The organism is Tateyamaria sp. Alg231-49 (assembly GCF_900143535.1).
GTDB lineage: Bacteria > Pseudomonadota > Alphaproteobacteria > Rhodobacterales > Rhodobacteraceae > Tateyamaria.
The window spans coordinates 1-14,405 of the sequence record NZ_FRFA01000014.1; the positions used below are offsets into that span (position 1 = coordinate 1).

Here is a 14,405-nt window from a genome sequence, read left to right on the forward strand (position 1 = left end):
GCATGTAAAAGTTGGTGGGCTGATCGTCGATCATGTGCAGTTCCTGGCTGGGCAGGCCAATGTTGCAGACAACCAGCTGGTCACGAAGGATGGGCGCGATCTCGCGCAGGATTTCAGAACGGATCATTGGTCGCCATAGCCTCCCCAGAAGTTGGCGTCCGTCAGGATCGCCACCGGTTTGTTGCACATGAAGGTGTATTTCAGGATGTTGTCCAACTCCTCGACATCTTTCTGCCAGTGGAAGTGGTAGGTCGGGATGTTCAGCTGGGCCAGCAGCGCCTTGGTGTGGACGGCCATTTCGACTTGGCAGGCGACAGGTTCGCGCAACTCTCCGCGATAAGAGATCAGCATGGGCAGCGGCATCCGGTAGTACTGGATCAGCGTGGCCAGTGTGTTGATCGTGACTCCAATGGCGGTGTTCTGCATGATGATGGCGGGGCGTTTGCCGCCCATATAGGCACCCGCGCACAGGCCCATGCCTTCGTCTTCTTTGTTGGAGGGGATGTGGAAAATCTCGTCACGCGCGTCGATCTCGTCGATCACACCGGCCAGCTGTTTGCACGGCACCGTCGTGACAAAGGAAATACCGTTCGCAACAAGATCATCCGTGATCTTTTTGTCTATGTTCATGTCTGGGTGGGCCTTTCTAGGTTTGGCCTGCAAGAGGCCCTAAATCAGTCAGATCTTAAAGCGATGGGGCATCACCCATCTGCGGACAGATCAAAATTCTCACCCGGGAAGTACTTGGCAAGGCGGACATCGGCGGCACGGGCGTGCCCCTCCATCCCTTCCAACCGGGAAATACGCGCCGTCGCTTCAGCCACGGGTCGCGATCCATCGCGGGTCGCGCGCTGCCAAGTGACGATCTTCATATATTTATGGACGCTCAGGCCACCCGTATAGGACGCAGCCCCCGAGGTCGGCAAAACGTGGTTCGTGCCTGTCGCCTTGTCACCGTATGAAACGGTTGTCTCTTCGCCAAGAAACAGGGACCCATAGCAAGTTAACCGCTCCAGCCACCAATCCAGATCATCGGCCTGTACAGTCAAATGCTCCGGCGCATATTCGTCGGAGCAGGCGGCCATGTCCTCGCGATCTTCGCATACAATTACCTCAGCATAATCGCGCCACGCGGCGAATGCGTTTTCGCGGTTCAACTCTGGCAAATCGTCGATAAGGCCCGGGACCAAATCCATCACCCTGACGGCGAGATCACGACTGTCCGTGACCAACCAGACAGGGGAATTGTACCCATGCTCGGCCTGACTGACCAAGTCGGTGGCAACGATATGTGCATCCGCGTCCTTGTCAGCCAGAATCAGGCTGTCAGTGGGGCCTGCGATCATGTCGATACCCACACGACCAAACAGGATGCGCTTGGCCTCGGCTACGAATTGGTTACCGGGACCCACAAGTATGTTGGCCTTTGGCAAGCCAAACAGACCAAATGTCATCGACGCCACACCCTGAACACCACCCATGGCAAGAATGTTGTGCGCCCCGCAGATATGGGCGGCATAGACGATGGCCGGAGCCACCCCAACACCGGGCCGAGGCGGTGAACAGGCAGTGATGCTACGGCACCCTGCAACGCTGGCGGTGGTGACCGTCATGATCGCGCTGGCGATATGGCTATAGCGCCCGCCGGGCACATAGCAGCCGGCGGCATCAACCGGGATCACCTTTTGCCCAGCGACAAAACCGGGACTGATCTCCATCTCCACATCTGTTGTTGTGCCTTTTTGCAGCTCGGCAAAGCGGCGCACGTTGTCGTGGGCAAAGCGAATGTCAGATTTCAGCTTTTCAGGGACAAGTGCACATGCGGCCTCAATATCAGCTTCGGTCATGAGGATGTTGCCCTCGTAACCGTCAAAACGGGCCGCATATTCCATCGCTTTGGCATCCCCACCTGCTTCGATGTCATCGAGAATGGTCTTTACTGTCTCGTGCACTTCGGATGCGTCGGACTTTGCGGTCAGGGTCGCTTTTTTCAGGTATTCACGGGTCATTTTTTGAGGGTCCTGGCCTTGAGCGGGTGATGGTCTAATGTCGGGTACGCGATCGTCTGAACCAGCCTTGGGCAGAGACTGCGAAGAATGTGCAAAGGTATGCTGTCACAAAGCAGCGACGCAAGCGCATGAGCCTCAATCGCAACCCATTTCGCATTCATGAAACTGGACGTTCAGACTACTTAAAACTTCGTCCTCAGACGAAGCCGGACAGGGGTTATTCCGGTAGCTTTTCTGGCTTTGATTCTTTGTCCCGGTGTCGGCCACTTTTCATCAGGTCGCTGACGCGAAAGGCCGCCGGCGTTCCAATTCGGGTGCGCGTGCGCAGAACCGGTGTATTGGTCGAATTGCCGCCGCGGCTTTCCCGGAACACGATGAAGAGGCCCGAGGCGATGATGATGGCCGCGCCCACACCTGTGTAAAGATCCAGTGCTTCGTTAAAGAAGATGAACCCATAAACGGTGGCCCAGAGGATTTGGGAATACTGCATTGGGGCCACGATGGCTGCTTCGCCTGTCTGATAGGCAGTGATGATCACCCTGCCCCCGGTCCAGGCAAGGACAGAGATGACCGCCAGAAAGGCAAGATCCATCAGGGGCATGGGCTGATAAACGAAAGGCAACATTGCACCCATGACGAGGAAGTTGGCCACCATCGGGTACAACATCACCACCACCGGGCGTTCGTCCGCACCAATCTTGCGCAACACGATGGACGCAAACGCCCCGGTAAACGCAGCGAGTAGGGCTGCTGCATGCCCAAGGCCCAGTTCGGTTCCCGCACCGGGGCGCAACACCACAAGGACTCCGATCAGACCGACCAGCACAGCCAGCCAGCGCGGCAGACGCACCTGTTCGCCAAGGATTGGAATGGACAGGACCGTAATGATCAGCGGCGTAGCAAACAGGATCGCATAGGTTTGCGTCAGAGGCAGATTGGCAAAGGCGTAAAATGCTGAAAACCCCGTGATCACGGCTGCGATTGTGCGCAGCGCAATCCACCAAGGATGCACGGGCATCAGCGTGCCGGGCGCGCGTTCGCTCATCAGATTGATCGTCGCCAGTGGAAAACTGAGCAAAACGCTGAAGAACACCAACTGGATCGGCGAATATGTGGCCCCCAGTGTTTTGATAAACACGTCGTGGGTCGCATAGACGCCGAATGCGATCAGGGACAGAATGGCACCTTTGGCATTCGGAGACATTTCTGCAGACCCTTTCGCGGGTTGGCTAGAGGCTGGCGTCCAACGCTTCGAGGATCACGTCACCCATTTCAGTCGTAGACAGTGGCGTGCCACCCTCGGGGCCCATCAGATCAGCGGTGCGGGCCCCATCTGCCAGCACCTTTTCGATGGCGTTTTCAAGCCGCGCGGCCTCGTCGCCTTGATCAAAGGAGTAGCGCAGAGCCATGGCAAAGCTGAGCATACAGGCGATTGGATTCGCCTTGCCTTGCCCGGTGATGTCAGGGGCGGAGCCATGCACGGGTTCGTACATCGCGCGTGCCCGCCCGTTTTCCATCGGCGCACCAAGGCTGGCCGAGGGAAGCATTCCGAGCGATCCAGTCAACATCGCCGCGCAGTCGGACAGGATGTCGCCAAACAGGTTGTCGGTCACGATGACGTCGAACTGCTTGGGCGCACGCACCAGCTGCATCGCGCCGTTGTCGGCGTACATGTGGGACAGTTCGACCTCGGGGTACTCTTCGCCCACTTTGGTCACAACTTCGCGCCACAGGATGCCGCTTTCCATCACGTTGGCTTTTTCCATGCTGCACAACTCTTTGTTGCGCTTCATGGCCAGTTCAAAGGCCGAGCGAGCGGCGCGTTCGATCTCGCCTTCGGTATAGCGTTGGGTGTTGATGCCAACACGTTCGTTGCCTTCTTCAAAGATGCCGCGCGGCTCTCCGAAATAGACGCCAGACGTCAGTTCGCGCACGATCATGATGTCGAGGCCGGCGACGATGTCTTTCTTGAGGGACGAGAAATCCGCCAGCGCGTCAAAGCATTGGGCCGGGCGCAGGTTAGAAAACAGGTCCATCTCTTTGCGCAGGCGCAAAAGGCCGCGTTCGGGTTTCACCGAAAAATCCAGATCGTCGTAGGCAGGTCCGCCCACAGCGCCCAACAGCACCGCGTCCACTTCAAGCGCCTTGGCCATCGTGTCGTCATGCAGAGGCGTGCCATGCGCGTCATACGCAGCGCCGCCTACCAAATCGGTTGAGACGTCAAAGGGCAGGTCCCGCTTGGCACCGAACCAGTCGATCACGCGAACAACCTGATCCATTACTTCGGGGCCGATGCCGTCACCGGGAAGGATTAATAGCGAAGGATTGGACATGTTCAGGACTCCTCAAATCGATGTTGAGGTTCGACTACGCCCGCTGGGGTGCGGCGTCAATAAGGCCGCCCCTAATAAGCCAGATCAACCCAGATCAGGCGGTGTCGGCTGGCCATGGCCACCGTGTCCGCCATCGGGTCGTCAGGGTCAGGCCATAAAACGCCGCTGTCAATCACGCGCCAGTGGGTCGATGGCAAGACGTAGTCAACGCGCAGATCACCGGGAACCGGGTCGTCCCAGTCCACCGTGTCGGTGCCAAAGTGGCCGCGCGGGGCGACATCCTGCAAGTCAGGGGCGCCAAGCAGAGCCTCAATTGCGGCCTTGATCCCGGATCCATCCACCGGGTCCAGATTGGCATCCCCCGCAATGACAAAGGGGCCGGTCGGGGCTGTGCCCACCGTTCCATCCAGCAGTTTCAGCCACAGCATGATCTCATCATGGTTGCGCTCGCCATTGCGGTCCTCGGGACCGTCAAAGACCGGCGGGCTGGCATGAAAGGTCAGCAGATCGAAGGGGCCATTGGGGCCGATGATCGGAACAACCCAGTGGCCTGTGGTCGACAAGCGTTGGATCGCCTGCGCCTCTTCACTCGGGAACGGGGCGCCATCCACGTTCGGCAGCAAGGCTCCCGGCACATCGCGCCACAAGATACTGGACAGATCCTGCACGTTACGCGCGTCGATCGGCAGGCGAGATAGGATTGCCATCCCACCCTGCCCCGAAAATCGCCCATAGCCCTGAGCATCTCTCGGACCGCCAAGGCGACCGTCGCCATCCATATCAAGGCCGGTTGGCATGCCCGTATTGGGGCGCAGCGCAAAGTGGTGAGGATATCCGGCAGCCTTTGCAAAACGGCTAAGCGCCTCGCTTGTCAGGTCGTAATCAATTCCCTGAAGCGCCAGCACATCGGCATTTGCTGTTGCAATGACGGCAAGGACAGCGTCGATCTGCTCGTCCTCACCCCGCGCCAGATCACGCAGGAATAGGCCGGGACCGTCGCGTTGCAATTCAGTGTTGAATGTGGCGATGCGCAGAGTGTCTGCGGTCGCGGCTGTGCCCACGATCAGGCACAGCAGCCACGCAATCAGGCGACCTGAAGCTCGTTCTCTGCGGTGGCGTAGGCCCGCTTGCGCTGGTCGCGGATCATCTCTGCGATCCGCTGCAAGGCAATGCCGCGCATGATCATGCTGGCAGGAAGGAAGGCCCATGCGCTCATTGTCCAGATCAGGGTTTGAGGGTTCTCAAGCGAGATCGGGTTTATCAGATCAGCAGCCAGTTTGACCACCGCTGGAATGGCGAATGGCAGCAGGAAGCCACAGGCGATGTTGATGCGTGCATCGCGGTTCAGGCGGTTCAACACATCCCCGCCCGTGGTCGGGTCAAACATGGGCAAATTCACCCATACGTTGAATGCGCCCTTGCGCGAGGGCCAGCCAAGAATACGCACCAACACAAGGAAGGCCGCCATCACACTGAGCGAAGCAAGATACGCCAGGCCGGCCGCAGTGCGCACGATCTCGACCACTTCATAGTCCGTTCCCGCAGGCAGGGTCAGCACAACCATCCGCACCGGCGAGTAGGGGAAATCAATGCTGTTGCCCACAATTGTGCCGACGGATGTCAGCGCCTTTGTGGTCAATGTCGGGTCAACCTGACCCTTGCAAATCATGCTGAGCATGAAGACCGTGGCAAACAAAGCCGCAAAGCGCAGGCGATTGAATGGCGCGGCATCGCGAAATTCTACAATGCTGGGACTGATGGAGTTATACTCGACGAATGTCAGGAAAGACGCCAAAAGCGCAATTAGAACAGTGGCTTGTGTCGCGTCCGCAGTCATCCCGGGCACAATAAGCGCCGGAATGGCGATCATTAACGCCATAAGTAGACCGCGTATCGCGGCACCGTATAGTCGTGCTATCACGTCTCGTTCCCTTCAAACTGGTCAGCCGCGATACGTTGCCGCGTGCTTGTCCCAACTTGATCCCACCGGGTCAGGTGGGTGCCTCATTGTTGCCCCATTTGTGCCTTGATTGACCCGGTCGCTCAAGTCTTGTGTTTACTGAAACGTAATAGCTGGGGCAATTTGAGGGAGGGGGTGGTGCCTTTGTGCATCATTTGTAAGGCGGGTTTTAGGCAAGACCCAAGATGTTGTGCTTGGGCCTTGCGGGACGCATAGCAGCATCCAATTTCTAGCCTAGGTGGTGGCGCAAGCCTTCACACCCAAGGACGCGCTTGCGCGGCTTCAGCCTCGAAAGTCTTGATGCTATCGGCCTTGGCCATGGTGAGACCGATGTCATCCAACCCTTCGAGCAAGCAATGTTTCTTAAAGCTGTCGACCTCAAAGTTGAACACTTCACCGTCTGATGTCGTCACGGTCTGCGCTTCTAGATCAATTGTCATGCGCGCGTTCGCGCCCTTTTCGGCGTCCTTCATCAACACATCGACCGCTTCGGCGGGCAACGTGATGGGCAGAATGCCGTTCTTGAAGCAGTTGTTGTAGAAAATGTCGGCAAAGCTGGTGGAGATCACGCAGCGAATGCCAAAATCCTTGATCGCCCAAGGCGCGTGTTCACGCGAGGACCCGCAGCCAAAGTTTTCGCCTGCCACCAGGATCTCAGCCTTGCGATAGGCATCCTGGTTCAGAACAAAGTCAGGGTTTTCGTTGCCCTGACGGTCAAAGCGCATCTCGTCAAACAGGTTCACGCCAAGACCCGAACGTTTGATCGTTTTGAGGAACTGTTTCGGGATGATCATATCGGTGTCGATATTGACCAGCGGCATGGGCGCCGCGATCCCGGTGAGTGTGTCGAATTTATCCATCTTCGTTAGTCTTTCCTAGGAAGGTGGTGGGGGAGAACCCCCACCCTGTCTTTTGGACCATTCGGGCCGACTTATTTTTCGAACCGCTCTTCAAGCTTTGCCTTAACGGCACCCTTGGCGGAACGCAGGAAGACCGCCAGCGCAACCAGCCCGGCACCATTGAAAAGCAACTCAATACCCAACAGGATGCCCAGCAACTGTGGTCCGACCTCTGCGAAATTCGCGATGATGTATCCCGCGAGCAGGATCGACACGGCGCCCGAAAGCAGCATCGGCCAGAACATTGGCGTGTCTTTCATCTGATAGCCGGTCATGATCCGTGTCACACCGTTCAACCCGATCAGGATCGTAACGAGCATCGCCAGAGAGATCAGGCCTTCCAATGGGTTGAACGCAAACGAAACACCCAGAAACACCATGAGTATGCCGAGGCCGATGCCCATAAATCGGGACGATTTGTCGTCTGCTTGCCAGCCGGCATAGATTTGCGCAGCCCCCATCAGGATAAACATTAACCCAATGATCATCGTCAATGTGGCGCCAGCGGCAATCGGGTTTGCCAGAACAAAAATACCGAATACGATCGAAAGAACGCCCAGTACCAGCCATTTTACCCAGAGTTTCATCTTAGTGCTCCAATTCTTGGATTAGTTTAGGTGTAGTAACGTCACCTGAGTCTACATCAATTCGCGGACATCCGTCAGCCGTCCTGTGATTGCCGCTGCTGCAGCCATGCCGGGCGACACCAGATGCGTACGACCTTTGTATCCCTGTCGCCCTTCAAAGTTGCGGTTGGAGGTCGACACGCAGCGTTCCCCCTCGCTCAACTGATCAGGGTTCATTGCAAGGCACATGGAACACCCAGCAAGACGCCATTCAAAGCCAGCCTCTTTGAAGATGTCAGCCAGACCTTCTTCTTCGGCCTGTGCGCGCACGAGGCCCGAGCCGGGCACGATCATGGCCCGTTTGACCGCGATTTTCTTGCCCTTGAGGATCTCGGCGGCAGCGCGAAGATCTTCGATCCGCCCGTTGGTGCAGGACCCGATAAAGACAGTGTCGATCTCGATATCCGTCAGTGGTGTGCCCGGTGTGAGACCCATGTAGTCGAGCGAACGTTGCGCCGCGCCCACCTTGCCACCTTCGAAATCGTCAGCTGCCGGCACGTTTGCCGTAATGGGCAGCACGTCTTCGGGGGACGTGCCCCATGTGACGACGGGTGCGATGTCTTCGCCCTTGATCGTGATGATCTCGTCCCAATGGGCGTCATCGTCAGAGTAGAGCGTTTTCCACCATGCTTCGGCTGCTTCCCATTGCGCGCCTTTGGGGGCGTGCGGGCGGCCTTTGCAATAGGCAAATGTCTTTTCGTCAGGCGCGATCAGGCCCGCGCGCGCGCCGCCTTCGATCGCCATGTTGCAGACGGTCATGCGCCCTTCCATGGACAGATCGCGAATTGCCTCACCGCAATATTCGATCACGTATCCAGTGCCGCCTGCGGTTCCGGTCTTACCGATAACAGACAGAGTGATGTCCTTGGCTGTGACACCGGGGGCCAATTTGCCGGTGATCTCGACCTTCATGTTCTTGGATTTTTTCTGGATCAGAGTCTGAGTGGCCAGAACGTGTTCGACCTCGGACGTGCCAATGCCATGAGCCAGCGCGCCGAAGGCGCCGTGTGTGGCCGTGTGGCTGTCGCCACACACCACGGTCATGCCGGGCAGGGTCCAGCCCTGTTCGGGGCCGACGATATGAACGATACCCTGACGGATGTCGGACACTGGATAGTAGTGAATCCCGAAGTCTTTGGCATTCTTATCGAGGGCAGCGACCTGAATGGCGCTGTCTTCCGTCATGTTTTTGGGATCATCGCGGCCCGGCGTTGTGGGCACGTTGTGATCCGGCACAGCGATGGTCTTGTCCGGTGCATGCACAGGGCGGTTTGCCATACGCAGCCCTTCAAAGGCTTGCGGGCTTGTGACTTCGTGCACCAGATGCCGGTCGATATAAAGCAGGCAGGTGCCGTCTTCGGCCTCGTGGGCGACGTGGGCATCCCAGATTTTGTCGTAGAGCGTTTTGGGGGACATGGTCCTCTCCCTTTGATGTGCGGTGTTTGAATGGATAACGGGCGCGCGGCCTTATAGGCGCGCAAGCACCGTGTGCGTCGCCCCGAAAAAGCGTTCGCGCAAACGCGCGCGGTCATCCATGTCAAAGAGGCGGTTCATGCGGACGCTGTAGCGGGATTCCCCCAACCAATCAAGCAAGCGCTGCGTTGGGCCAGCTGCCATCCAATTGAGCAGACGGCGCGTCACATTGCGATCAGATGCAGCATTCATTGAAATGTCACCCCAGCGTTGTTAGCATAGGGGTGTCCCAGCGCCGGGGATTTGGGCGGCGCGATGAAAAGGAGGACAATGTCCTGTCAATTTCTGCCGAAGCGGTACGCGCCGCTGATGGGGCTGCTGGCATGATCGCCACAGCCAAAACGCAAGCCACAAGCGAGACACTCCTTGCGGCTGTCCTTTCCTCTCTCTCTGATGACAAAGCCGAAGACGTGGTGCAGATTGATCTGCGCGGTAAGACCGAGATTGGTGATTACATGATCATCTGCTCGGGCCGTTCGTCACGTCAGGTTGCTGCGATGTCTGAAAAGCTGGTCGAGCGCCTTAAGGGCGAATTCGGAGTCGTTGCCCGGACCGAAGGCAAGGGCACTGGCGATTGGGTGCTGATCGATACGGGCGACGTGATCGTCCACATCTTCCGCCCTGAAGTGCGCGAGTTCTATCAACTCGAGAAGATGTGGCAACCGACCACGACCAACTGACGCCGCCCTGATGCGCGTACATATCTGTGCTGTGGGCCGCCTGCGCGGCGGGCCCGAGGCCGACCTGATCTCTGACTATACCACCCGATTTGACAGAACGGGCCGGGCCCTTGGCTTGGGCCCCCTGTCTGTCGTCGAGGTCGAAGACCGCAAAGGCGGCGGGATGGCGGCCGAGGCCGATCTGTTGCGCCGCGCGCTGCCCAAGGGGGCATTGATCTGCTGTCTTGATGAACGGGGCCGGGTTGAACCCTCGCCCGATTTTGCCAAACGCCTTGGTGGGTGGAGAGACGCGGGACGCAGCGATGTCGCCTTTGTCATTGGGGGTGCAGACGGCATAGACCCTAGTCTGCGGGCCGAGGCTGACCATCTGCTCTCCTTCGGGGCGATGGTCTGGCCACATATGCTGGTGCGCGTGATGCTGTCCGAGCAGTTCTACCGCGCTGCCTCCATCCTCGCCGGGTCGCCTTACCACAGGGCGTAATCCGAATGCCGCCTTGCGGCGACGACATGTTTTTGGGGGCTTTGCCCCGTCCTTCGGACTCCCCAATGGTATTTCTGGTCAGAACAAGACACTGCGCGTCCCTCCTTCTCTGATTTAAAAAATCCCGGGGGTGAGGCCGTAGGCCGAGGGGGCTGGCCCCCTGTTGCGCTTTCAATCTAGCGCAGCTCTACAATCGTCGTGCCCACATTCCAGCCTTCTGGCAGATCGCGTGCCTGAACCTGAACCTGTGTCGTGCCGTTGGGAACTTTCACTCCATCAAGACTACGGGTGAAAGGTTGTTCATTGACGTGCGGGTGGAACAGCACGCGTATGCCCAGCTCATTTCCGTCCATATCCAGCACGCGCCATCCGTCGGCATAGTGATCCCAGCCGGTGTCCGGGTGTCGGATCGTGACATCAAAGCGATAAGTTTCCGGCGCGGTACGCGTGGCAGTCACGTTTTCTATCACTGGTTCTTCGGCAAACAGTGGGCTGGCCAGCAAGGAAAGGATAAGGATTAGGCGTTTCATGTTGTGACTTTAGAAGGATAAATCCTGCTTTGTCTTGTCACGTCTGTGTGCCCAGCAGAATGTCGCGCGACTTGGATGCGAATTCCCGTCGCCAGATGACCCCAAGAGTGAACAGAGTTGCGATGATCAACGGCACCGGTCCAGCCAGCCACGCTGCACAAGTGAGACCGAAATAGACCGAGCGCAGACCGCGGTTGAACGACCGGGCAGCGGCGACATTCACCTCTGCCGCCTGCATAGCGCGGGGTTCGCACAAGCTGTCGCTCACGTCATTGGGGACAGCCGCCATTACCACGGCTGCATACCCAAACAACCGGTTCGCCCAAACGAACTTCAGGAAAGCGTTGCTGAGAAACAGGACCAAAACGACAAGTTTGATCTCCCAAACAAAGGCAGGCGTATCCATCAAGGTCAGGTCATTGGCGACAGCCGTCACCCGGTCGGCATTCCCGATAACTGCGAGTGTGCCACCAATCGCGATCACTGATGTGGAGGCAAAGAATGCGGTGCCTTGTCGTAAACTGGCCACAACCTGCGCGTCGAAAATGCGAGGCTGACGCGTAATCATTTGCCGCATCCATTCGCGCCGATACCCTGCCATGATTTGCGACGTGGATAGGTGGCGGGCAGAGGAAAGCTCGATCCGCCAGCCAATCCCAAGCCAGATGATCACGAGCAAAGCCAATGCAGCGCCATCAAGCGTGGAAAAAAGAGCAATACGATCGATCCAAGTCATGCCTGCGCTCTTACACCGCAACGATTGAGATTGCATCTGGTGAAAATTGGTCATATTATTTTACCAATTCGAGAGGAAGCGCCCAATGGAAATGCCAATCCCAGATCCTGATGTCCTTGCCCGCAAGGCCCGCGTTGTGTCCCGGTTGCGCGAAGTGTTGCCCGCAGACGCGGTGATCGACGACCCAGCCGAGACCCGCGCCTATGAGTGCGACGCTCTGACCGCTTACCGCTGCCCCCCAATGGTGGCTGTTTTGCCATCGACCACCGCAGAAGTGTCTGAGGTCTTGGCAATTTGTCATGCCGAAGGTGTGCCAGTCGTCCCACGTGGCTCTGGCACGTCGCTGGCCGGTGGCGCCCTGCCCACCGCTGACTGCGTGATCCTGGGCGTGGCGCGCATGAATGACGTGTTAGAGACTGATTATGACAACCGATTTGTCCGTGTGCAGACTGGCCGCACAAACCTGAGTGTCACTGGCGCCGTCGAATCGGACGGGTTCTTCTATGCCCCCGACCCTTCTAGTCAGCTTGCTTGTGCCATCGCAGGCAATATCGCGATGAACTCAGGCGGGGCGCATTGCCTGAAATACGGTGTGACCACCAACAACCTGATGGGCGTCACTTTGGTCCAGATGGACGGCACTGTGGTCGAAATCGGTGGGGCGCATCTTGATTCCGGTGGTCTGGATCTGCTTGGGGTCATCTGCGGCTCCGAAGGGCAGTTGGGCGTTGTGACCGAAGCCACCTTGCGCATCCTGCACAAGCCCGAGGGCGCACGGCCTGTTTTGATGGGTTTTGACAGCGCAGAGATCGCCGGGGCCTGTGTTGCCGACATTATCAAGGCGGGCGTTCTGCCCGTGGCCATTGAGTTTATGGACAAGATGCTGATCGAGGTCTGCGAAGATTTCGCCAAAGCGGATTATCCAATGTGCGAAGCACTGTTGATCGTGGAAGTCGAAGGATCAGAGGCCGAAATCAACGACCAGCTGGCTCTGATCACCGAGATTGCCAAACGCCACAACCCGGTCGCTCTGCGCGAAAGCGCCAGTGCCGAGGAATCCCAACGGATTTGGGCGGGTCGCAAGGCGGCATTCTCCGCCATTGGACGCGTGAGTGACTACATGTGCCTTGATGGCACAATCCCCGTCAGCGAGTTGCCGTATGTCCTGCGGCGCATTGGCGAGATGTCCAAGGAATACGGCCTACCCGTCGGAAATGTTTTTCACGCCGGCGACGGCAATATGCACCCGCTGATTTGCTATGATGCCAACAAACCCGGCGATTTGGAAATTTGCGAGGAGTTCGGTGCCGAGGTTCTTAAACTGTGTGTCGAGGTGGGCGGTTGCCTGACCGGGGAACACGGCGTTGGCATCGAAAAACGCGATTTGATGACCTATCAATACGCCCCCAGCGATCTGGAAGCGCAGATGGCGATCAAGGATGTGTTCGATGCCAAATGGTTGCTCAATCCGGCCAAGGTGTTTCCTCTGTCCGTTTCCGAAACACGACGCAAAACCGCAATAGCGGCCGAATAAGTCCCCCGCGACTCCAATCAGAGAAGAGAAGCTGATGAATACCGAAAGCGAAGTGGCCGAGGCCGTCAAAGCGGCCAAAGGGCCACTGATCATCAAGGGCGGTGGAACCCGCTCTGTCGGGCGACCCGCACAGGGCGACCTTCTGGATGTATCCGGGCTTTCCGGCGTCACACTTTATGAGCCCGGCGCCCTCACTCTTGTTGCCAAAGCGGGCACGCCAGTGGCCGAGATTGAGGCAAAACTGGCGGAAGAGAACCAGCGACTGGCCTTTGAACCCTATGATCTGACGGGTCTTTTGGGAACTTCCGGGGCTACCACCATCGGCGGCGTCATCGCCACGAATGCCAGTGGACCGCGTCGCATTCAGGCCGGAGCGGCCCGCGACTTTGCCCTCGGGGTCCGCTTCGTCGACGGGGCTGGCAACGTGGTCAAGAACGGTGGGCGCGTGATGAAGAACGTCACCGGTTATGATCTGGTTAAGCTCATGTCAGGGTCATGGGGCACGCTTGGAGTTCTGACCGAAGTCAGCCTCAAGGTTCTGCCCGCTGTCGAGGCCTCAACAACCCTAGTTATCGCCGACCTTGCCCCTGCCCAAGCCATTGCCGCGATGAGCGCGGCACTCGGATCACCTTACGAAGTGTCAGGTGCCGCATGGATCGACGGAGCGGTTTGGTTGCGGCTCGAAGGGTTCGCCAATTCAGTCGACTACCGCGCCGATGCCCTAAGCACCCTTCTGGCCTCGCACGGAGAGATTGTGCGCAGCGACAACTGCGACTGGACGCGGGTGCGCGACGCGGTTCCTCTGCACGACTGCGCCCATGTCTGGCGCATCTCAGTCAAACCGGGCGACGGGCCTGCGGTTATCGCCGCCTTACCCGATGGATCGCACAGCATGATGGATTGGGGCGGCGGCTTGATCTGGGCCGGGCGCGACGCTGCGGATGCGTCATTGCACGCGCAAATCCAGTCAACTGTGGCAGGCCTTGGCGGACACGCCACACTGATCAAGGCGCCAGAGACACTGCGCGCAAGTGTCTCGGTGTTCCAACCCGAATCTACAGGCGTCGCTTCCCTTAGCGCAGCCCTACGCGCGCGATTCGATCCGCGCGGCATTCTCAACGCGGGGCTGATGGCGGCGTGATGT

Annotated in this window: 16 protein-coding genes and 1 pseudogene; 4 read left to right on the forward strand and 13 right to left on the reverse strand. The window is 58.2% G+C overall.

Annotation, left to right across the window (positions count from 1 at the left end; genetic code table 11):
• The 11 genes and pseudogenes from DHN60_RS17295 to DHN60_RS22375 form a co-directional block, all read right to left on the reverse strand.
• Positions 1–127: pseudogene (locus tag DHN60_RS17295) on the reverse strand (sulfopyruvate decarboxylase subunit beta); the annotation flags it as partial.
• Positions 124–630, reverse strand: coding sequence for a sulfopyruvate decarboxylase subunit alpha (gene comD, locus DHN60_RS17300; RefSeq protein WP_108838583.1), 507 nt, complete (start codon positions 628–630; stop codon positions 124–126). The pseudogene DHN60_RS17295 and the gene comD, both read right to left, overlap by 4 nt.
• 71 nt (positions 631–701) lie before the next feature.
• Positions 702–2,009 carry a histidinol dehydrogenase gene (gene hisD / locus DHN60_RS17305; RefSeq protein ID WP_108838584.1) on the reverse strand — a complete coding sequence of 436 codons (1,308 nt, stop codon included), beginning with the start codon at positions 2,007–2,009 and terminating at the stop codon, positions 702–704.
• Positions 2,010–2,226: 217 nt separating this feature from the next.
• Positions 2,227–3,213, reverse strand: coding sequence for a DMT family transporter (locus DHN60_RS17310; RefSeq protein ID WP_108838585.1), 987 nt, complete (start codon positions 3,211–3,213; stop codon positions 2,227–2,229).
• Between the two features lie 25 nt (positions 3,214–3,238).
• Positions 3,239–4,342, reverse strand: a complete 1,104-nt coding sequence (gene leuB, locus DHN60_RS17315; RefSeq protein ID WP_108838586.1) for a 3-isopropylmalate dehydrogenase — start codon at positions 4,340–4,342, stop codon at positions 3,239–3,241.
• Between the two features lie 71 nt (positions 4,343–4,413).
• Complete coding sequence (locus tag DHN60_RS17320; protein ID WP_306416018.1) at positions 4,414–5,403, reverse strand: endonuclease/exonuclease/phosphatase family protein; 990 nt, start codon at positions 5,401–5,403, stop codon at positions 4,414–4,416.
• Between the two features lie 23 nt (positions 5,404–5,426).
• The gene (locus DHN60_RS17325) at positions 5,427–6,263 is read right to left on the reverse strand and encodes a hypothetical protein (RefSeq protein WP_234423687.1); all 837 of its coding nucleotides are present in this window, start codon (positions 6,261–6,263) and stop codon (positions 5,427–5,429) included.
• Positions 6,264–6,556: 293 nt separating this feature from the next.
• Positions 6,557–7,162 carry a 3-isopropylmalate dehydratase small subunit gene (gene leuD / locus DHN60_RS17330; protein WP_108838588.1) on the reverse strand — a complete coding sequence of 202 codons (606 nt, stop codon included), beginning with the start codon at positions 7,160–7,162 and terminating at the stop codon, positions 6,557–6,559.
• A 71-nt stretch (positions 7,163–7,233) separates the two neighbouring features.
• Entirely contained in the window at positions 7,234–7,788 is a 555-nt protein-coding gene (locus DHN60_RS17335) for an HdeD family acid-resistance protein (protein ID WP_108838589.1), read from the reverse strand.
• A gap of 51 nt (positions 7,789–7,839) precedes the next feature.
• Positions 7,840–9,243 (reverse strand): 3-isopropylmalate dehydratase large subunit, encoded by a 1,404-nt coding sequence (gene leuC / locus DHN60_RS17340; RefSeq protein ID WP_108838590.1) that lies wholly within the window; start codon positions 9,241–9,243, stop codon positions 7,840–7,842.
• A 51-nt stretch (positions 9,244–9,294) separates the two neighbouring features.
• Entirely contained in the window at positions 9,295–9,492 is a 198-nt protein-coding gene (locus DHN60_RS22375) for a hypothetical protein (RefSeq protein WP_159089272.1), read from the reverse strand.
• Positions 9,493–9,623: 131 nt separating this feature from the next.
• Here DHN60_RS22375 and rsfS point away from each other — a divergent pair, with 131 nt between their 5' ends.
• Positions 9,624–9,980: a ribosome silencing factor gene (rsfS, locus tag DHN60_RS17345; protein WP_234423697.1), complete on the forward strand. Its 357-nt coding sequence runs from the start codon at positions 9,624–9,626 to the stop codon at positions 9,978–9,980.
• Positions 9,981–9,990: 10 nt separating this feature from the next.
• Entirely contained in the window at positions 9,991–10,461 is a 471-nt protein-coding gene (rlmH, locus tag DHN60_RS17350; RefSeq protein WP_108838592.1) for a 23S rRNA (pseudouridine(1915)-N(3))-methyltransferase RlmH, read from the forward strand.
• Between the two features lie 176 nt (positions 10,462–10,637).
• On the opposite strand, the gene DHN60_RS17355 is transcribed toward rlmH, so the two are convergent.
• Positions 10,638–10,991 (reverse strand): hypothetical protein, encoded by a 354-nt coding sequence (locus DHN60_RS17355; RefSeq protein WP_108838593.1) that lies wholly within the window; start codon positions 10,989–10,991, stop codon positions 10,638–10,640.
• A 37-nt stretch (positions 10,992–11,028) separates the two neighbouring features.
• Positions 11,029–11,727: a DUF599 domain-containing protein gene (locus DHN60_RS17360; RefSeq protein WP_108838641.1), complete on the reverse strand. Its 699-nt coding sequence runs from the start codon at positions 11,725–11,727 to the stop codon at positions 11,029–11,031.
• Between the two features lie 85 nt (positions 11,728–11,812).
• On the opposite strand from DHN60_RS17360, the gene DHN60_RS17365 reads away from it, so the two are divergent.
• Both DHN60_RS17365 and glcE read left to right on the forward strand, forming a co-directional pair.
• Positions 11,813–13,261 carry an FAD-linked oxidase C-terminal domain-containing protein gene (locus DHN60_RS17365; RefSeq protein ID WP_108838594.1) on the forward strand — a complete coding sequence of 483 codons (1,449 nt, stop codon included), beginning with the start codon at positions 11,813–11,815 and terminating at the stop codon, positions 13,259–13,261.
• A 34-nt stretch (positions 13,262–13,295) separates the two neighbouring features.
• Positions 13,296–14,402, forward strand: a complete 1,107-nt coding sequence (glcE, locus tag DHN60_RS17370; RefSeq protein WP_108838595.1) for a glycolate oxidase subunit GlcE — start codon at positions 13,296–13,298, stop codon at positions 14,400–14,402.
• Positions 14,403–14,405: the final 3 nt, after the last annotated feature.